The 18,894-nt window shown below is 64.4% G+C and carries 20 protein-coding genes; 9 read left to right on the top strand and 11 right to left on the bottom strand.

Annotated features, from left to right (window positions below; translation table 11 throughout):
• The first annotated feature begins 6 nt into the window (after positions 1-6).
• Positions 7-1,233, top strand: a complete 1,227-nt coding sequence (locus tag ENE75_RS10785) for a DNA phosphorothioation-associated DGQHR protein 1 (RefSeq protein ID WP_128198324.1) — start codon at positions 7-9, stop codon at positions 1,231-1,233.
• A gap of 43 nt (positions 1,234-1,276) precedes the next feature.
• On the opposite strand, the gene ENE75_RS10780 is transcribed toward ENE75_RS10785, so the two are convergent.
• From ENE75_RS10780 to ENE75_RS10765, 4 genes are all read right to left on the bottom strand, one after another.
• Positions 1,277-2,397, bottom strand: a protein-coding gene (locus ENE75_RS10780; RefSeq protein ID WP_375138482.1) for an IS3 family transposase whose coding sequence is annotated in 2 segments (ribosomal slippage) — positions 1,277-2,133 and positions 2,133-2,397 — 1,122 coding nt in all. Because the reading frame shifts where the segments join, the coding sequence is not laid out codon by codon here.
• Positions 2,398-2,586: 189 nt separating this feature from the next.
• A complete protein-coding gene (locus ENE75_RS10775; protein WP_128198322.1) occupies positions 2,587-3,483 on the bottom strand; it encodes a phosphorothioated DNA-binding restriction endonuclease in 897 nt (298 codons plus the stop codon).
• Between the two features lie 107 nt (positions 3,484-3,590).
• Positions 3,591-6,167, bottom strand: coding sequence for a DNA phosphorothioation-associated putative methyltransferase (locus tag ENE75_RS10770; RefSeq protein WP_128198744.1), 2,577 nt, complete (start codon positions 6,165-6,167; stop codon positions 3,591-3,593).
• A gap of 463 nt (positions 6,168-6,630) precedes the next feature.
• Positions 6,631-6,879, bottom strand: coding sequence for a ribbon-helix-helix protein, CopG family (locus ENE75_RS10765; protein WP_128198321.1), 249 nt, complete (start codon positions 6,877-6,879; stop codon positions 6,631-6,633).
• 125 nt (positions 6,880-7,004) lie between these two features.
• On the opposite strand from ENE75_RS10765, the gene ENE75_RS10760 reads away from it, so the two are divergent.
• The 5 genes from ENE75_RS10760 to ENE75_RS10740 all read left to right on the top strand — a co-directional run bounded on the left by ENE75_RS10760 (position 7,005) and on the right by ENE75_RS10740 (position 9,824).
• A complete protein-coding gene (locus tag ENE75_RS10760; protein WP_128198320.1) occupies positions 7,005-7,241 on the top strand; it encodes a hypothetical protein in 237 nt (78 codons plus the stop codon).
• A complete protein-coding gene (locus ENE75_RS10755; protein ID WP_128198319.1) occupies positions 7,234-8,496 on the top strand; it encodes an Arm DNA-binding domain-containing protein in 1,263 nt (420 codons plus the stop codon). The genes ENE75_RS10760 and ENE75_RS10755 overlap by 8 nt, the downstream gene beginning before the upstream one ends.
• Before the next feature lie 114 nt (positions 8,497-8,610).
• Positions 8,611-8,985 (top strand): hypothetical protein, encoded by a 375-nt coding sequence (locus ENE75_RS10750; RefSeq protein WP_128198318.1) that lies wholly within the window; start codon positions 8,611-8,613, stop codon positions 8,983-8,985.
• A 112-nt stretch (positions 8,986-9,097) separates the two neighbouring features.
• Entirely contained in the window at positions 9,098-9,418 is a 321-nt protein-coding gene (locus ENE75_RS10745) for a hypothetical protein (RefSeq protein WP_128198317.1), read from the top strand.
• Positions 9,408-9,824 carry a hypothetical protein gene (locus ENE75_RS10740; protein ID WP_158288918.1) on the top strand — a complete coding sequence of 139 codons (417 nt, stop codon included), beginning with the start codon at positions 9,408-9,410 and terminating at the stop codon, positions 9,822-9,824. The genes ENE75_RS10745 and ENE75_RS10740 overlap by 11 nt, the downstream gene beginning before the upstream one ends.
• Before the next feature lie 27 nt (positions 9,825-9,851).
• Here ENE75_RS10740 and ENE75_RS10735 read toward each other — a convergent pair whose 3' ends face one another.
• Positions 9,852-10,133, bottom strand: coding sequence for a helix-turn-helix domain-containing protein (locus ENE75_RS10735; protein WP_128198315.1), 282 nt, complete (start codon positions 10,131-10,133; stop codon positions 9,852-9,854).
• 108 nt (positions 10,134-10,241) lie between these two features.
• Here ENE75_RS10735 and ENE75_RS10730 point away from each other — a divergent pair, with 108 nt between their 5' ends.
• From ENE75_RS10730 to ENE75_RS10720, 3 genes are read left to right on the top strand one after another with little or no spacing between them, the layout of a single operon-like run.
• Positions 10,242-10,856 carry a hypothetical protein gene (locus ENE75_RS10730; RefSeq protein WP_128198314.1) on the top strand — a complete coding sequence of 205 codons (615 nt, stop codon included), beginning with the start codon at positions 10,242-10,244 and terminating at the stop codon, positions 10,854-10,856.
• Positions 10,857-10,867: 11 nt separating this feature from the next.
• A complete protein-coding gene (locus ENE75_RS10725; protein WP_128198313.1) occupies positions 10,868-11,251 on the top strand; it encodes a hypothetical protein in 384 nt (127 codons plus the stop codon).
• Between the two features lie 15 nt (positions 11,252-11,266).
• On the top strand, positions 11,267-11,488 hold the full coding sequence (locus ENE75_RS10720; protein WP_128198312.1) for a DUF5397 family protein: 222 nt from the start codon (positions 11,267-11,269) through the stop codon (positions 11,486-11,488).
• A 22-nt stretch (positions 11,489-11,510) separates the two neighbouring features.
• Here ENE75_RS10720 and ENE75_RS10715 read toward each other — a convergent pair whose 3' ends face one another.
• From ENE75_RS10715 to aptA, 6 genes are all read right to left on the bottom strand, one after another.
• Positions 11,511-11,957, bottom strand: a complete 447-nt coding sequence (locus ENE75_RS10715) for a hypothetical protein (protein ID WP_128198311.1) — start codon at positions 11,955-11,957, stop codon at positions 11,511-11,513.
• Between the two features lie 24 nt (positions 11,958-11,981).
• Positions 11,982-13,394 (bottom strand): DUF6880 family protein, encoded by a 1,413-nt coding sequence (locus ENE75_RS10710; protein ID WP_128198310.1) that lies wholly within the window; start codon positions 13,392-13,394, stop codon positions 11,982-11,984.
• Between the two features lie 115 nt (positions 13,395-13,509).
• Complete coding sequence (locus tag ENE75_RS10705; protein ID WP_259371710.1) at positions 13,510-14,382, bottom strand: patatin-like phospholipase family protein; 873 nt, start codon at positions 14,380-14,382, stop codon at positions 13,510-13,512.
• 214 nt (positions 14,383-14,596) lie between these two features.
• Entirely contained in the window at positions 14,597-15,976 is a 1,380-nt protein-coding gene (locus tag ENE75_RS10700; RefSeq protein ID WP_158288917.1) for an MFS transporter, read from the bottom strand.
• A gap of 73 nt (positions 15,977-16,049) precedes the next feature.
• Entirely contained in the window at positions 16,050-17,579 is a 1,530-nt protein-coding gene (locus ENE75_RS10695; protein WP_128198308.1) for a CoA-acylating methylmalonate-semialdehyde dehydrogenase, read from the bottom strand.
• On the bottom strand, positions 17,576-18,886 hold the full coding sequence (aptA, locus tag ENE75_RS10690; RefSeq protein WP_128198307.1) for an omega-aminotransferase AptA: 1,311 nt from the start codon (positions 18,884-18,886) through the stop codon (positions 17,576-17,578). The genes ENE75_RS10695 and aptA overlap by 4 nt, the downstream gene beginning before the upstream one ends.
• Positions 18,887-18,894 lie beyond the last annotated feature (8 nt).

The raw sequence follows: 18,894 nt of genomic DNA, 5'->3' as shown, positions 1-18,894 counted from the left end.
AGACATATGGCGACAACCTTCCCGCACAGTGTGCCTGCCCTAAGGGTTCGCCAGCCTATGGGCGAATACTTTGTAGTAGTGCTGCCGGCCGAACTCTTGTTGCGGGTGGCATACAGCGATCGGTTGAGCGCCAGAATTAGTGCGGACGGACAGTCCTATGAACTCGAGGGTACGCAGCGACTGCTCCAGCCAAAGAGGCTAAATGCAATCGCGGACTACATTAATAGGTCAGACGCCGCGTTCCCGAATACCATCATCCTCGCTGCCAATATTCGCCCCGAGGATGGCCTGAGTGAGGGTGAAGATCCCGACGACGATCGCGCCCAGGCAAACGCGTCCAGGCGTTGGACAATTCAGGAAGGTGATAAAGGGCACGTACTTACGATACCAACGGGCGATAAGCTGGCCGCTGTGATCGACGGGCAGCATCGGCTCTTCGCTTTCGCGGAGGCGCGTGAACAACGGTACGAGATGGAGCTGATTTGCTCCGTGTTTCTGGATCTGCCAAAGCCATACCAGGCCCAATTGTTTGCGACTATCAATTCAACGCAAAAGCCGGTAGACAAGAGCCTCACTTACGAACTGTTTGGCTACAACATTGATGAGGAGCCGGAAGATCACTGGAGTCCTGATAAGTTGGCTGTGTTCCTTACTCGTAGATTGCACGTAGACGAAGAGTTGATGTCACCCCTACGCGGCCGCATCTCGATTGCACCGATAAAAGATCAGCCCCTAGAGAAGCTTCAGGAAAGCGCCGAGTGGAGGGTCTCCACCGCTGTTGTCGTGGAGGGCATCATGCGCTTGATTACTACCAATCCGAAGAAGGATACATCCGATCTGCTGGATGGTAGTCGTAAGCCGCGCAGCGCATTGAGAGGCCTCAGAAAAGACAGGTCGCCGCTGCGGGATGTTTATCTTGATAATCAAGACAAGATCCTCTACACAATAGTAATCAACTATCTGAAGGCTTGCGAGAAGCTCTTCTGGGCTTCTGCTGCGAAGGACTCCTTTATTACTCGTACAGTCGGCTTCCAAGCGCTATTCGATGTGCTTCGAAGGCATTTGGCAAAGAGTTCGTATGACTCGAAGAACATATCAGTGACCTACTTTGGCGATGCGCTTGAGCCAGCTTCGAAGTTGAACTTCGCAGACGATATCTACCGAAGCGCGAGCGGGGCAGGTCGAACTGCCATCCGCAAGGCCATTGAGGGAGCAATGGGCGTTACCGCCTGATTCGAATCTTCTGCGAACGGTAGTTGAGGCGTAAGCTCCCCCGTCAAGAGGACAGTCCAGAAGTAGAGACTTCCTGGTTGAAGTTTCTTGGCCTGAACTCCATCGGCGTCAGCTCGTTCAGCGAGTCATGCGGCCTGAACTCGTTGTAGTCGGCGAGCCATTCGTCGGCGGCCTGTTGCACCTGGCTGACCGCGTTGAACAGCCACGCGTCCAGGACCTCGTTGCGGAAGCTGCGGTTGAACCGCTCGATGAATGCGTTCTGGTTGGGCTTGCCTGGCTGGATGAACAGCAGCTTCACGTTGTTGCGCTCGGCCCAGTCGACGAAGCAGTCGGCGGTCAGCTCGGGGCCGTTGTCCAGGCGAATCGACTCCGGCCTGCCGTAGACCTCGAGCAACTGATCCAGCACACGCACCACACGCGCCGAAGGGATCGACGTGCCGCACTCGATGCGCAGCGCCTCCCGGTTGCCTTCGTCGATCACGTTCAGGGTGCGGAAGGGCCGGCCGTCGTACAGGGTGTCGCGCATGAAGTCCAGCGCCCAGACGCGGTTGAGCTCGGCGCTCAGCAGCAGCGGCTGCGGTTGGCGCGTGAGCACGCGCCGCTTGGCCTTGCGCTTGAGGTTCAGGCGCAGCGCGCAGTACACCCGGTAGACGCGTTTGTGATTCCATCCGAACCCATCCTTGCGCAGCCGGCTGAAGCACTTCCAAAAGCCCCAGCGCGGGCGCTTCTCCAGCACGGCGTTGATCGCGTCGATCACCGGCGCATCGGCGCGTGATCGATCCGGTGTGGGCCTGTAGAGCGCCGACCGCGACAGGCCCACGGCCTGGCAGGCTCGTACACGGGACAGATGGTGTTCGTCCACCATGATCTGCACCGCTACGCGCCTGGCGGTCGGCGTCACAACTTTCGCGACAGGACGTCCTTGATCGCCGCGTTCTCCAGCGCCAGATCGGCGTACATGCGCTTGAGCCGTGTGTTCTCCGCCTCGAGCTCCTTCACGCGCTTGAGCTCGCTGACCGACATGCCGGCGAACTTGCTCTTCCACTGGTAGTACGTCGCCGTGCTGATGCCGTACTTGCGGCAGAGCTCGGCAACCGGCATGCCGGCATCGCCCTCGCCCAAAACGCCCAGGATCTGCGTCTCTGTGAATCTCGACTTCCTCATCGCTCTTCCTCGAAGATGCGGAAGTCTCCATTTTCAAACTGTCCTGCTACAGGGGGAGCTTACGGAGGTGCACGGCAAGCGGCGATCGAAAGTCGCCCCTTTTGGGAAGCCCTTCCACCCAAGCGGAAAGCCGCAAGTGCTTCTCTCGGCGCGGCTGCCCCAGATCGCGTTCTTTATTCGACTCAGTACTCACGCGGGACGTGCACGTGCCTTAAAGACCTGCAGCCTATGCCACTGTGTATAGCTCGATAGCGGTTTATCCTCTGGCCGTACTGTCGATCGAAGTTTCTGGCCATGATGCCGTATCAGGTGTTCCTCAAAACCTGCGGTACCGTGAGCTTGTTCTGATACCAGCACTCGGCTGTTCTCGTCGATCGTAACGGCGCCATAGTCGAAAAGCTTGTGGTGCAGCGAGCAAAGCGCTAGACCATTCGGAACAATGTCCGGCCCCGAGGCCTGATACCAACGTATGTGTGCGGCCTCCAAGCCGATGGTCAGGTTGCCAATTCGAAGGTCTAGGCCGCATATTGCACAGTTGTAAGCGTACGCCTGCAAAACGGCTAGTCGGAACGCGGGATCTCGTGATCGCCGATCCCGGAGACCTGGACTGTCCAAGTCGAGTGGAAGTCCCACGGCGCAGAGGATGTCTTCATGAAGAGATGAAGGAAAATGTGCGTCGAGGAGCTGTCGCGCAGTTGTATCGATTAGTGTGGGATTCGAGGAAAATTCCTCGCAAATCTGCGGAGTAAATCTACCAATCGCACCGGCTGATCGGAGTTCACTTCGTGGGGGATCGGAGTTCGAGGCTCTTGTCTTTAGTGGGCGGCCTGTGTCCACGATCCACACGCCATCGTTCTGGAGCCGCCAGAAAGGGTATTCAGGATGGACAGATCGCGCGGACCGTCCAAACTCACGAAGAAGTTTCGCCAGGAGTGGTTCGCAATCGGAGTACGGAAAGTCTGTGATGCCTTTTCGGCGCCGCGCAAGTGCTAGTAGCAGAAGTAGTGGCTTATGTGGAGCGCGCACATCACCGCGCCTCCATATGGCCAACTCGGCCATCTTCGCTACTCCTGTGGGCGCTTGCATTTATTGCGTCTCGTTCTTCTGTTGCCGACCCGCGCGATCTGTCAATGAGGGCAAAGCCTTGAGCTCGGTTGATGATGTTGATTCCAAAACATGACTCATCCGTGTTTCTAATTGAGTGGGCGTGGAATTAGACGGCCCTGCTTAGTAGTGAGCATATGAAAAGCCTCACCTGAAACAGCGGGCGAGAAACTTACATGAATCGGGCGGTCTCGACCGTAATAGTAAAGGCGATCGAAGGGAGTATGGGCGATGACCCAGTCGGCGACCTCACGCATGTCCTCGTGCTCGACCAGGAAGTCACAGGCCGCACCGCCGCGCGCGCATATCTGTCTACCAAAACGGTTGACCTCAAGCGCTGCGTGTTGATCAAGACCCGGCGCCACCCTTCGATGTATGTGGCGTCCAAGCTCTGATGAGCAGAAGCCGTAAGTCAGCTTGATCGCACCGAAGTAGTCGACCAGCGGATCCAGAACGTGAACTGCCAGATCGAAGAGAGCGTTGTAGGAATGCGGGTTCAGGGGGATATTGCGTACCGAGAGCCTCCTTTGCGTCTCGCCACATTCGATGAAGTCTCTGAATGTGAAGTTCTCGCCGCACCGCTGATCGAGGTCGGGGATGCGCTCGCTCCGCACCAACTTCATGCCGTCGATGCCTAGACGCCTTGCCTCCAAGGCAGCTGCAAGCGCCTCGGGGGCTGGTCCGAAGTCAGAGTCGCCCAAGATTCCAGTTGCCTCTAGACCTTCGTCGAACGCTAGCTGGTCTGCGTATCCCGCATAGTCCTCATGCAGATACCGGCTCTTTCGATAGAGCAGAGGCTTGGGATACTCCCTTGACCCGTACTCGAAGAGGTCGTAGTCCTGCCTACGCACGTTGACCTTGATGCGACGACGAAGAAGGGGTGTCGGGCTCGCGTCGAAGTCATCGAACTCCATCAGTGTCAGCTTCCCCGAACCGATGTGGATCTTGATGAGCTGCACCTCGCTGAGGGCGTCCCACAAAATCAAGCCGCAAGCGACGTAAGCCCGCAGCACGACGGGAAGTCGCTCGACCAGCGACACGTGCAACTGCAGTGAGTGATCTGCTTCGAGCCACCCAAGACCCTTGGCCGCGGCCTGTCGGCATGCCTCCAAGATTGTCGCGCTGTCGGCTGCGTCAGTTAGGAGGCGCATGCCTGACGCCTGTGCTGTTCGGTAGTCGCCGAAAAAGCACTTGATGTCACGCTGTAGGCGAGGCTCGAGTTGCCGGTATGCGGGTCGGCGAGAGAACTGCTGCGCAGCCATGTAGAGGCGCAAGTCGTCAGATCGGGTGTTGGCTGCGGCCTCGAGCAAGCCCTGGTCATAGTGTCTTGCGAGCAAGCGCAATGCCTTGCTCAGGCTGCCCACGTTTGCCGTGATGCTCTCAAGGTTTTCGACTTCGTCTGGCTCTGGAGGTCGACCCAGGTCTAGGGCGGTCGCCCACAGTCTGTCGAGGTCGGGTCTGACAAGCGCCAGCTCCGCTTCGGCCCGATTGACCTTTGGGGGTTTGGGTAAGCTCGGGCTGCGCTCCCTGGGCGGTCTGACGACTCCAACTCGTGGCGCCTTGGTTGCCTGAAGACGCGCAGCGATCCCTCTGGTGCGATAGCGCCCAGCGACATACCTCTGCTCTAGGTCCTTGTCTGCGAAGACGAAGGCGACGCCCGGTCCAGCCATGAAGGCTTCTTGGTGCAGTACGTGTTCGAGGTAGTCCTTGAACTCCCCTTGCGTGAAGTACTTCTGGAAGGTATTGCGCGACGTGATGAAGCCATCGCGGAACGGACGACCTGGAGGCTCGCTGCCGTAGAGCATGACGCCAACGGACATCACTCGACGTGCCAGTTTGAAGGCACGATGGATCGCGTCCACCCTCTCTGCTGCGTCTTCGATCACATTGACCACGAAGCCAAGATTGACGACGTCAGCCTCGCATTGCGCGTTCTCCGGTGCGAAATGTGGGTCCCAGCCTCGAACGTCGAACCCACTGGCGACCAGGCCGTTGATGTCGTCCCCGCGTCCGCAGCCGTAGTCGAAGACCGTTGCGCCGTGCACGAGTAGACCGCTGCGCAAGAGCAACTGGATTGGCGCTGAGAGGTTGTTGCGCGAGAGCGCCGTCAGATGCCGGCGCACGGGGCCTTTGTGGTTCGGCACTGAACTCACATACTCCCCCGAGACTTCGTTCCCATGAGGAACAAAGGCGTCGCCGGCAAGCACGTAACCTCTCTCGGCGATCATCCTTTCCCAGTTGAGCCTGAAGCCAATCGTCGTCGTGTCATCGAACAGCCCGAGTTCCTCGGCGGTCTTCGTGAGGCGCTCCCACCGACCATGCTCAGGATGGTCTTTGCCGACTAGCAGCTCCTTGCGGTGGAGGATCGGTGGGTTCAGAGAGTCTTGGTAGTGCCTGTAAGCCGGGCTCTTCAACTCGCCGGGCGCGAATGTCCAGGCGGCCTGAAGCTCAGGAAACGGTTCTTGCTCGAACCCGGGGTATGCAAGCAGAGACAGCTTGCCGGTGCGAGCGTTCAACTTCGCGACATTGGGCGCAGCGTCCTTGCCCTCCGGCACCAGCATGAGCGCGCTCTCGATGCGCTTGCGTTGTTCAGTGTCAGCCAAGAGCTGAACGGCTGAGAGGTGTACGTACAGCTCGTCGCCGACTCTCTTGCCTATCGCCGACATGGCAGGCAACGGACTCAGTCAGTGAGGTCGCAAAGCGGTCCGCTCAGATCAGCGCGCCGCTCGCTCTCGGGTCTGTCGTCCACCACCGCCGCCTCCAGGATCCCGGCGAGGAGCTCCCGCTGCTGGACTGGCCGGAGTTCGCCCTCCAAGACCACTCGGCTCCTTCGACCTCCGGGGCTCAGGGAGGTGGTGCTGCCGCTGCTGACGACGACGGGCGTTTCAGGTCCACGTGCGGCAGCCGTAAGCACGGATAGCCCGGCTTCCAGCTTGCAGATCGTCGCAAATGGAGTGCTTCGCGCGAGCACTGTGCCCGTTGAAGCGAGCACCTCAAACACCAGGCGGCGCGGCGCCTCCTTCCTGATGCGGATGGTGTGACTTGTCCCCGTCACGCCGCTGCTCCACGCCTATCCATGCTGTGAGATGACGAGTGATCGAGGGGTTTGCGACGTACTGGGCTACCGGCCTAGCTCGACTTCTTGGGCGCGCGCTGAGCTGGCCTTTGCCCGGCGCGTCGCTTCTCCGGCCCTGTAGTCCCCCGGCGGTCAGCTTCCGACTCTGCGAGCGCTATGCCTAGGTAGGCCTCGAGCGCCAGGCGCAGCACGTCCGACCGCGACGGGATCGTGCCCATCGTCGCGCGTAGCTCGATGCGCTTCTCGTCGATCGCCTTCTCGAGGTCTTCGCTGACGCGGACGTTAAGTTGGGTTCTGCTCATGGCTGGTGGTCTGTTGCTCTCATTCTAGTTTTTCGCGACGCGTATCGCTAGACCGCTTGACACTACGCTAGCAGCGCATACACTGTGCATGTCTAGCGATACGCATGACTAGCAAAGGAGCCGCAATGCAATCTGAACTGCTGACAACCGATGAGTTGTCTGCGCGCATCAAGTACGACGTGCGCACGATTCGTGAACGCCTGAAGGACAGTGTCTTGCTGGAGGGGGTGCACTACATCCGCCCCTTCGGTGGCCGCAAGATCCTCTTCGTCTGGGACCGCATCGCGGAGGACATGACGAAGACCTCGGCGGCTTCGCTGGCCGCCATCCCGATGGCCAATGGAGGTGTCCTCCATGGGTAGTGTTCGCCAACTCTCCGGGCGTGGGACCTTGTTTCTGGATTTCCGCTACTGCGGCCAGCGCTGCCGCGAGTACACGGCGCTGCCTGATACGCCTGCCAACCGCAAGCGTCTCGAGAAGGTTCTGGCCAAGATCGAGGCGGAGATCGCAGCCGGCACGTTCGACTATGCCTCCACGTTCCCGACGAGCCGCAACGCGCCTGGTGCGCAGCCCGTGGTATCCCAAGTGGGTGTCGCACCGAGACCTGTGACCACTGTTGCTGCCGCGGCCGCAGAGGTGGCAGCGCCGTCGACCCCGACCTTCCGCGACTTCGTCAGCACCTGGCTCGCCGAGCACCAGGTCGAATGGCGTCGCTCGCACATCAAGGTTCTGAACTCGACGCTGAACGGTCACCTGCTGCCGGCCTTCGGCGACAAGCCTGTCGGCACGATCACCAAGTCCGACGTGTTTTCCTTCCGCGCCAAGCTGGCAGAGAAGCCGGGACGAACGGGCGAGAAGCTCAGCGCCAAGCGCATCAACAACATTCTGGCCGTGATGCGCCAGGTGATGGCCGATGCCGCCGACCGCCACGGGTTCGTCTCGCCCTTGGCGACCGTCAAGCCGCTCAAGGTCAGGAAGTCGGATGTCCAGCCGTTCACGCTGGAAGAGGTCGATCGGATCCTGAAGACGGTGCGCATGGACTGGCGCGACTACCTCCAGGTCCGCTTCCTCACGGGCATGCGCACGGGCGAGGTCAACGGCCTGAAGTGGAAGTACGTCGACTTCGTACATCGCCTCATCCTCATCCGGGAGACCTTCGTCTTGGGCGAGGACGAGTACACCAAGACTGACAGCTCGCAGCGCGACATCCAGATGTCCCAGCCGGTCTACGAGGCCCTGAAGCGCCAGTGGGAAGTCAGCGGCAAGCTCAGCGAGTACGTCTTCTGCAACCGCGAGGGCAAGCCCATCGACAACAAGAACTTCAGCGACCGGGTCTGGTACCCGCTGCTGCGTCACCTCGGGCTGGCCCAGCGCAGGCCGTACCAGATGCGGCACACGGCTGCGACGCTGTGGCTCGCCTCAGGCGAAGCACCCGAGTGGGTGGCCCGCCAGCTTGGGCACTCAAGCACCCAGATGCTCTTCACGGTCTATAGCCGCTTCGTGCCGAACATGACCCGCCAGGACGGCTCGGCCATCGACCGCCTGCTGGCCACCCGCTTCGCGACGACCAACGTCGCAGCCAGCGAGCCTGCCGCCCCGGCGGCACCCAAGCCGTGAGCGCCGGACCTTCGGCCTGACCGGCTACTAACCCCTCTCTACCCGCTTGTCCGAGGTGGCTTCGGCCACCGCGCTGGGCGAACTCGTCCCTTCACTTTCTCAGGAGACACCGACATGACCGACCGAGACCCGACACACCTGGACTACAGCACCTTCCCGCCCGCCATGCTCATGGGCGTTTCGGCGGTGGCCGTGCGTCTGCACGACACCCTGGACAGCGCTGCCGCCGACACCTGGCGCAAGACCTTCGAGGTCTTCGCCAGCAGCCTGCACCTGCAGGTCGAGCAACTGCCCTCCGATGGGCGGGGCATCTGCCTGCACCTCAGCGGGCCCGGCGGCGTGGATCTGCGCAGCAAAGGAAAGCTCCTGACCTGGCTTGCGCTCAGCCGCGGTGTCCAGTCGGTGCGCGTGCTGGACGCGGCGCACGCCAGGGCCAAGGGGCTGACGCTCTTCGTGGACCGCGCGACCACGCTCCTGCTCGCGTCGTGAGGCCGGTCATGCGTTGCCTCCAACCCAACTTCCTGCCGTTCATCCGCGGCCCACCAGCGGGCGCTCCCGTGTCGTCATCCAGTTTCAACCGGACTACCCAAGGAGATATCGCATGAACGTCCGCATCACTCCCCAATCCGATCGCCGCCTCGTGTGGCTTCACATCGGCGGTACCCCGGCCATGGAGCCGCGCGGCGTGCTGCACTTCGTCCGCCGCCTCAACCGCTTCCTGGTCGGCTCGGGACTCTTCGCCCTGAGCCAGGGCAACGACCGCATCCTGCTTCTGGGCCTCAAGGGGCCCATCACCTCCCAGGACACCGGCCTCGTGATGCTGTGGCTGTGGCGCCAGCCGCAGGTGGCCACGCTCGGCATCGAGAAGCCGACGCCGCACGAGGTCAAGGCGATCGCGAGGCTGGGCCATGATGGCCGCTGAGCGCGAGCCGGGGGCCGGCACGGCCTTCACGCTCGAACTGTACGCCGCGCCTGGCACACCGCTGTCCCGGGTGCGGGACCTCGAGCGTGCCATCGAGGACTATGCCGAGGTCCATGACCTGGAGATGAGCGGGACGCAACTGCGTTTCCTCGTCCAGGCGTTGGGGCGGCCTACGACGGCGGAAGACCAGGTGGCTCTGCTGGACTGGCTCGTCGACCGTCCGGGCTTGCGCCGGGTCCGCGTGGGCGCGCTGCGCAGGGCGGCCGCCGGCCAAGTGGGCTACCTCCAGGTGGCCTCGGGCGACATGGCGGTGATCGGCGTGACGCTGCTGTACCGGCTCGGGCGGCTCAAGGTCGAGCAGTACCTGCAGATCCTGGGCGGGTTCGTCCGGGCGGACGTGCACTGATGGCCGCCAGTGTCGGCTTGTCAGGGGTCAGCGCACCTTGCCGCGGGAGCCGGCCTTCGCAGCAGACCGCGCAGCAGGGCGGGCTTCTGGCTCGGGGAACAGCTCGGCGATCGACACCCCCAGGCTCGTGGCCAGCGCCTCGATCATGGCCAGCGTGGGGTTGGCCACCCCGGTCTCGATGCGGCTCATGTAGGTGCGGAACAGGCCGCAGTGCTCGGCCAGATCCTCCTGCGTGAGGCCGCTGGCCAGGCGCAGCTCGCGCACGCGGGCGCCGAAGCGGTGCTGGACGGAGGCAGGGCGGGAAGCCACCGCCCGACTGTCCAGAAAGTACACTAATTCATACACACACTCATTCGCACATCAGCAGCGGTGGAACGCTGCTCGGACGAGCGTGTGGCAACACCGAGGGGGATCTTCTTGAAGCAGTTCGCGATTCTTTCGGCGGCCGTCGCGGCCGCAGCGCTGGCCGGGTGTGCCAGCACCACGCCCACCGTCGAGACGACGCCTGGGTACGCCATCTACGACATCAAGGCCGCGCCAGGCGTCACGCACTCCCAGGTGGCCGAGGCGGTCAAGACGTCGCTGCAGAAGAACATGAGCGCGGTGCAGATCACCAACGCCATCCCGCCGTCGCCGCTGCCGGAAAAGGCGCCGCGCTTCCAGCTGGTGTCGCCCTTCAAGGGCTCGAACCTGGCGGCGCTGGCTGCCGCGTCGGGCCAGAACCTGCAGGTGCCGACCTGCGAGGGCGCGATCATGACGGCGCAGGCTGGCGACTCCTCGATGCGCAAGTACGGGGAGGCGACGAGCTTCTTCGCCTGCGTGATGCCCTACCAGGGCGGCTGGTCGCTCAACGTCTACACGACCTTCCGCAAGGCTTCGGGGGCCTTCAACGCGCAGACGCTGGCGGCGACGCTGATGAAGCCGCTGACGGGGGACTCCAGCCAGTTCATCCCGCGCACCATCAACGGCATGGTCGAGGCCGTGAAGGCCACGGGCGCCACGGTGACGCTGGTCGAGGCCTTCCCGTCGTGAGGGCGCCCGTCATGAAGACGTCGGCGCTGGCGGCCCTGGTGGCAATCGGTCTGCTCGGTTGCACGCAGGGGCAGCAGGCCTCGCCTGCCGCGCCTGCCCCTGCAGCTGACACCAGCGCCCTGGCCCAGACCGAGATCTGCGCGACGCAAGAGGTGCGGGTCGAGACGGGCTGCAAGCCGGGCCAGCGGGTCGTGTTCATGCCGTCGCGCTTCGGCAACGAACAACTGCCGGTCATGTTCGCTTCGATGAACTGCGACCTGCGCTACGCGGTGGCGATGACCAACGGCGGGGTGACCTGCATCTTCATCAAGGTGCGGGCGCCGCAGTCGGAAGCACCGGGCGGCGCTTCGGCGGCGGCACCCGGGCAGCCGGCCAGCAACGCTGCCGGCAAGTGAAGGACTGGTGACCCGATGACTGGCACGAGCCCACATACTGCCGGCCAGCTTGCTGCGATTTCCGGCGTGGTCGGGCGCATCAAGACCTTCGGACCCGTCGGACCGCCCTATCTGGTCGGCAATGCGCTCAGGCGGCTCGAGGACGGAGACCCGTTGATGCACGTGACCCTGGTGCAGACGGGTGAGGTGACCGAGTACCGTCTCAGCCGCATCCTCGACGACCCGGACGCGGCGTGACGCTGGGTGTGGCCGCCGCCGGTCACCCCACCACCCGTACCCGGCGTGCGAGCCCGCCTGCGCAGGCGGCCGCCTCGATGCGGCGGCGAAGCTCAGGTGCGGGCGTCCACGTGCCGCCCCGGGCCCTGAAACGATCACTGGCGTCGACGACGCCTGACGGCATAACGCCGCTGCCCAGCGCCGAAGACAACATTGCATCCAGGCGGGCCACCTGCTGGGCGCCGTAGCGCCGCGCATCGAGCCGCCCATCGGCATCGAACTCGAGCAGGTCGAAATCCAGTCGCCGCACACCCAGCACCACGCTGCCCGCCACTTCGACGACCACACTGGCCAGACGAACCCGCCGGCCGGCGAAAGCCGGAACCCGTGCAGCCGCATCGGGCTGCAGCAGCCGGTGGTACGCGCTTACCGGCAGGCGATGCAGCACATCGTCGCCGTCGACGAGAAGAAGGCGCGACGACAGGCTCACCGGCGCGCCCCCCAAGGCAGTTGCCTACGCATCGTCGTCCTTCAGTTCGTTGCCGGCATCCGGTTCTTGTCGCTTGGCCACCTGCGCCCAGAACGCCGTCTTGCGGGCGTGCTTCTGGCGCAGGGCAGCGATGTACTCGGCGTGGGGCTGCAGCGGTGACCAGTCTGTGGCGTGCTTGGCGATGGCGTGCAGTTGGTGCCAGTAGCGCGCGGCATGGCCGTAGGCGGGTGAGTACGCCTTGGCAAGGATGGCGTCGAGCAGGGCGCGCACCACGGCCGTGGCGCCGCGCCAGCACTGCTGGGCCTCCAGGGTCTTGGCCAGCGGTACGAGCCAGCTGTAGTCCTGGCCGGTGATGCGCGCCGGCTCGGCCACCAGGACCTGCTCGGCCTCTGCAAAGCAGCCGATCTCCACCAGCAGCCGCGCGGCGGTGACCGGGTCGTCGTGGTCCAGCGCCAGTTCCCGGGCTCGCGAGAAGGCAGCAGTCTGGGCTGCGGGAGCCAGATGCCCGAGCCAGGTGCGGAAATCGTCCACCGACAAGGTCTGCTCGAACACCTGTTGCTGGATCGGGCCGCTGCGTTCCAGCTGGCCCAGGCGCTTGAGCACTTCGGCCAGCAGACGCAGCCTTGTGTGCGGGTGCCAGTCGGCGGGGTCTTCCAGCCAGGGCAGGGCATCGGCGGGGCGCCCGACGTCCAGGTACTGGAGCACGAAGTCCTGCTTCTGAACGGAGTTCGGCTTCGGGCTCCGGCGCAGCGTGGCGCGGACGTGGATGTCGGGGTCGCGCAGGGCGTGCGAGAGCAGGGTCAGGGCACCGAGGCCGGGGCAGTACTCGCCAGCGATCGTTGAGCCGGCCGCGGTGGCATCCAGTTCCCGCTCCAAAGCCGCCACCAGATCTCGCAGCTGGGCCGGGGAGAGAAGGAGGTCGGCTTGCAGCCACAGCGCTTCGCGGGCGCCGTACTTGTCGGCTTCAGCCAAGCGTCGCAGGCGGGCGGGCCAGGCGTCGGCCGGGCTCTCGCAGCGGGCGGCGGCCTGCAGCCACAGGCGGCAAGCAGAGCGCATCGCGTCGCCGATGCGGCCGCTGGAGTCGTCGGCGCGGTTGAAGATCGACTCGTCGCACTCGATGAAGGCTTCGGCCAGCGCCACGGCAGCCATCGGGTCGCGGGGCAGCAGTTCGCGCTCGATCTGTGACAGCCAGGCCTCGGCTTCGGTCGCCCACTCGATGCCGGCTCGGTAGTCCAGGAAGCGGGTCTGGCGGCGCCAGCCATTCAGGGTCTTGCGGAAGGTCGCGGCGAGCCGGTCAGGCTTATCGGCGAGCTGCAGTCGTTCCAGGCGCTGCTGCACCTCGGGATGCTCGGAGGCGAGTTCCAGCAGCAACCCCGACAGGGTGTCGGCGTTCTGGCGGCGGATGAAGGCGCTGAGGTCTTCCTTGCGGGTGGCCATCTCCGCAATTGTGAGGGGCGTCGCGGCGGCAACCTCTGAGCGGAGGACGGCTCAAGACTGAAAGACTTCCCTCGCTTTCAGGGGTCCGATGATTCCTGACTTCGATGATCGTCAGTTAGCGAGCCAGTGAGGTTGCGTCCATCAAGCCGAGTGCGAAAGCGTCATTGACGGTCGTTCGCGGCCTGCAATCCCAGGTGGAGACGGGAATCTTCCGGCTCGGCTGCAAGTACGTTCGTTGTTTCAACCGAAACGAACGTGGCAACTCAGGATAGTGGCGAGTCAGCAGGACAAGTGTGCCCTCGCGTTCCGCCTCACTCTGTTCAGGCAATGGGGCGTTGTCGGTGTAGCCGCCGTCGAAGCCCCAGCACCCGCCAATGCGCTCGGCCTTCATGAATGGCGCGGCGGCCGCAGACGCACGCAGCAAGGACCTCACGCCGCTTCCGTCGCCGACGTCGGCGACTGCCACCAGTTGCTGGCCCAGCCCCAGATACTTTGGCAGCGCGGGATGTACTCTGGTCGCCGCGCGTCGCTCCAACAGATAGGCCGCCGATGCGATTGCAAGGCTGCCGCCGAGCCCGAGCCAGCGCGCCGGACGCGACAGCCCCACATGTAGGCGTGAGGGCGAATCTCGGACCCTGGCCACGCGGTCGTCGGTGACGAAGGACTCGATCCACGCAGGGTAGATCCGAGCGTGAGCGAACTCCAGGCGCAGAGGCAGGACGGTGGCTCTGTGGACGATCTTCCGGTTCGCCGCATAGAGCCGGCGGCAGGACTCAAGTGCATCCTGGATGGCGGAGGTCATCAGCGCGAACGCCATGGCGGCGCCTGCGCTGGTGCCGACGAGGACCGGCGGCAGGTGCCAGCCCGCCTCAAGCCAGGTGGTCACGAGACCCGCTTGCCACCAACAGCGATTGCCTCCGCCAGCGAACACCAGGGTGCGGACCGCTCCCAGGTCCACGTTGGCCGGGGTCGGCTGCTGAGAAGCCATGTCGAGCCTGCCTTGCCGCTTCAATCCCTGCCTAGTGGAAACTTGAATACTGCTCATTCGCGCATGCCGGCCTATCGCCAGCGCTGATTGATGACCCGGCGACTTCACGACTCAAGGCTCGCTCGTGAACCTCCGTCGAAACACTGAATGATTTCTTCAGGGCTCAATCCCATCGAAATTTGGAGCCTCGCCAAGACCCACGACGGCTCGGGCCTCACGGGGCCTCGAATCTGAGAGTCTCTCGCCGTTCGATGCGGCTTCGCAGGGCCTGGTGGCGTCGGCGGTTGATCGGGTAGCGCAACAACATCAGACCCGAAACGAGGCTGAGCACCGCCGGCAGAAGAGCCAATGTCCACAGCATGCCCTGTGTCGCGGACTCGCTGTTCGCCTTGGCAGCCGGCTCGTAGCCCACGGCGGCCATGGCAAAGAAGGCTAGAGATGTGCCCACCGCTCCGGAAGCCGGAAAGATCAGCGATCGGATGGCGTAGTAAGTACCGGTCTGCGCTTGACCTGTCTTGTACGTGCCGTAGTCAGACAGGTCGCTGATGAGGGCTGCAGGCACGAACATCTGGGGGGTGGACAGCATGCTGACCACCGCCATCAGCATAAACACGAGCACTGCACTGGCCTGGCCGCCGGGTGGAAACAGCAGCATCAGTGGCCCGGTGGCTGCCGTGGCCAGCGTGGCATATGCCCACAACATGTGCTTGCCCCAGCGTGAAGCCAGACTGATGCACAGCGGCAGCACCGCGATCTGCGCGGCCGTGGCCACCAGCAGGAGCAGGCCGATGCGATCGCCGAAGCCCAGGTAGTTGTCCAGCGCAATGAACAGCAGCGCGTAGGTCACGCCCCAGGACACACCAATCAGCCAATCGGCAGCCAAGAACAACTGGAAGGGTCGGTTGTGCAAAACGGTCCTCAACATGTCGCGCACCGTGTAGCGATGGCCGCGCATCACGGCGCCCACCGGAACCAGCCACAGTGCCGCCGCCATGCCAAGAGGCAGCAGAACGACCCCGATCCAGCCGAACAGCGCCATCATGGGGCGGTCCATCCGGGAGCTTTCCACCCAACCCAGCGGCTTGAGGATCTCGGGCAATGACATGAAAAGCACGCCGCCGACCAGCAGCGTCAAGGTGATGGCTGCCGACAGCCGTGAGCGCTGCGCGTAGTCGGTGCTGATCTCGGCCAGCCAGCTGCGCAGCGGAATCTCGATGGCCGACAGCGACAGGTAGAACACCACCATGGCCACAAAGAGGTAGCCGTTGCCCGCGTCGGTCGGCGGCATGTAGGCAAGCAGGAAGGCCGGAATGCTCAGCAGCGCGCCGGCGGCCAACCAGGGCTTGCGCGGTCCGAAACGGCTGTTCGTGGCATCGCTGGCGTACCCGATGAAGGGATCGATGACGCCGTTGAAGATGCGACAGAACAGCATCACCGTAGCGATGCCGGCTGTCGTGGCCTCGGTGTACTTGGCATAGAACGTGGTCAGCAGGGCTGGAAACGGCAAAGTCATCAGCGCCATCGCCAAGCCCGGTGCAGCGTACGCGGCAAGTAGAGGCCAGCGCAGCGGCCCTCGGGTGTCAAAGGATTTCATGCTGAAGAGCCCGTGCGTTGCGCGCGAGTGCCGCCGCGGCAGCCTGACGTCAGCGGTTGTGGATCTGCACGGCTCAGTCGCGGCTGGACGGGAACGTGAACACCGCCCCCTCCCGCACACCCCCCGAGGGCCAGCGCTGGGTGATCGCCTTGCGGCGGGTGTAGAAGCGCACCGCATCGGGCCCGTAGGCATGCAGGTCGCCGAAGAGCGAGCGCTTCCAGCCGCCGAAGGAGTGGTAGGCCACCGGCACCGGCAGCGGCACATTGATGCCCACCATGCCAATCTCGATGTGGTCGCTGAAGTGGCGCGCGGCTTCGCCGTCACGGGTGAAGATGCAGGTGCCGTTGCCGTACTCGTGGGCGTCGATCAGGTCCATGGCCTGCTGCAGCGTGTCCACGCGCACGATGCCCAGCACCGGACCGAAGATTTCCTCGCGGTAGATGCGCATCTCGGGGCGCACATGGTCGAACAGGCAGGGGCCCAGGAAGTAACCGGATTCGTGGCCGGGCACCTGCAGGCCGCGGCCGTCGACCACCAGTTCCGCGCCCTCGGCCACGCCGAGGTCGACATAGCCGCGCACCTTCTCGAAGTGGGCTCGCGTGACCAGCGGGCCCATGTCGCTGCCGGCCGCGGTGCCGGGGCCGACCCGCATACGTGCGATCTCCGCGGCCAGTCCGGCGCGCAGGGCCTCGGCAGCCGTATTGCCCACCGCCACCACCAAGGGCACGGCCATGCAGCGCTCGCCGCAGGAGCCGAAGGCGGCGCCCATCAGCGCGGCTACCGCGTTGGGGATGTCGGCATCGGGCATGACCACCGCGTGGTTCTTCGCGCCGCCCAGTGCCTGCACCCGCTTGCCGTGGGCGCAGCCGGTCGCATAGATGGCCTGAGCCACAGGCGTGGAGCCGACGAAGCTGACCGCCGCCACCCGCGGGTCGGTGAGCAGCACGTCCACGGCCTCCTTGTCGCCATGCACCACATTGAGCACGCCCGGGGGCAGTCCGGCCTCGAGAGCCAGCTGCGCGATGAACAGCGCGCTGGTGGGGTCGCGCTCCGAGGGCTTCAGCACGAAGGTGTTGCCACAGGCCACCGCCATCGGCCACATCCACAGCGGCACCATGGCCGGGAAGTTGAACGGGGTGATGCCGGCGGTCACGCCCAGGGCCTGATGCTCGCACCAGGCATCGATGCCCGCGCCGACGTTGCGGCTGTGCTCGCCCTTGAGCAGCTCGGTGACCTGGCTGGCGTACTCGACGTTCTCGATGGCGCGCTGCAACTCGCCCATGCTGTCGGCCAGGGTCTTGCCGTGTTCTTCAGTGACCAGCGCACAGATGCGGTCAGCATGCTGCTCCAGCAGCCGCAGCAGGCGCGTCATGACCCGTGCGCGCTTGATCGGTGGTGTATTGCGCCACGCCGGGAACGCAGCGCGGGCCGAGGTGATGGCCGCGTCGACCGTGGCAGCGTCGGCCAGGAGCACTTCGCGGATGACTGCGCCGGTGGCGGGGTTGTAGACCGGCTGGCGGTGAGAGCCACCGTCCTGCAGGCGGCCGTCGATCAGGTGGCGTACGATAGCGGCGGCGAGGTCGTTGATGGCAGCGGACGTCATGCGGTTTCCTGGAAGGCGTCGCCCAGCGCGCTGAGCAGGCGGTCGATGTCGGTGCGGGTGCTGATGAAGGGCGGGGCCAGCTGGATGGTGTCGCCGCCGTAGCGCACGTAGAAGCCCTTGCGCAGCATCGCCATGGCGATCTCGTACGGACGTTTGGCTGGCTCGCCGGGCACCTGGTCGACCGTGAAGCCGGCGGCCAGGCCGAAGTTGCGGATGTCCAGCACATGGCGCGCGCCGCGAAGGCCGTGCACCGCAGCCTCGAAGTGCGGTGCAAGGTCGCGCACCCGCTGCAGCGCGTGGTCACGCTCGAGCAGGTCCAGCGATGCGAGTCCTGCCGCGCAGGCCACCGGGTGGGCCGAGTAGGTGTAGCCGTGCGGGAACTCCAGCATGTAGCCGGGGCCGCCGGCAGCCATGAAGGTGTCGTAGATCTCCTGCCGGGCAATCACCGCGCCCAGAGGCTGCACGCCGTTGGTGACCTGCTTGGCCACGTTCAGGATGTCGGGTGTGACCCCGAAGGCCTCGGCGCCGGTCCAGGAGCCGGTGCGGCCGAAGCCGGTGATGACCTCGTCGAAGATCAGCAGGATGTCGTGCGCGGTGCAGATCTCGCGCAGGCGTTGCAGATAGCCCCGGGGCGGGATGATCACGCCGGCCGAGCCCGAGAAGGGCTCGACGATGACCGCCGCGATGTTGGAGGCGTCATGCAGCTGGATCAGGCGCAGCAACTCGTCGGCCAGCTCCGCACCCTGCTCGGGCATGCCGCGGGCGAAGGTGCCGTTGGCCGGCTGGGTGTGCGGCAGGTGGTCGGCTTCCACGCCCTGGCCGAACATCTTGCGGTTGGCGACGATGCCACCCACCGAGATGCCGCCGAAGTTCACGCCGTGGTAGCCCTTGACGCGGCCGATCAGGCGAGTCTTGTTGGCCTGGCCCTTGAGCCGCCAGTACGCACGCGCCATCTTGAGCGCGGTATCTGCGCTCTCGGAACCGGATCCAGTGAAGAACACCCTGTTCAGGCCGGGCGGCATGTGCTCGACGATACGCTCGGCCAGCTGGAAGGACAGCGGATGGCCGTACTGGAAGGCAGGCGCGTAGTCGAGCACGCCGACCTGTCGGCTGACCGCCGCCACGATCTCGGCCCGTGCGTGTCCGAGGCCGCAGCACCAGAGGCCGGACAGCCCGTCGAACACCCGCTGTCCCTCGGCGGTGGTGTAGTAGGCGCCATCCGCACTCACGAGCAGACGCGGATTGGATTTGAACTCGCGATTGCCGGTGTAGGGCATCCAGTGGGCGTCGAGCGAGAGCGTGGACATGGCCGTGC

Origin of the sequence: Rubrivivax albus, from assembly GCF_004016515.1 — a bacterium.
Taxonomy (GTDB): domain Bacteria; phylum Pseudomonadota; class Gammaproteobacteria; order Burkholderiales; family Burkholderiaceae_C; genus Rubrivivax; species Rubrivivax albus.
This window is presented reverse-complemented; position numbering and strand designations above follow the sequence as displayed.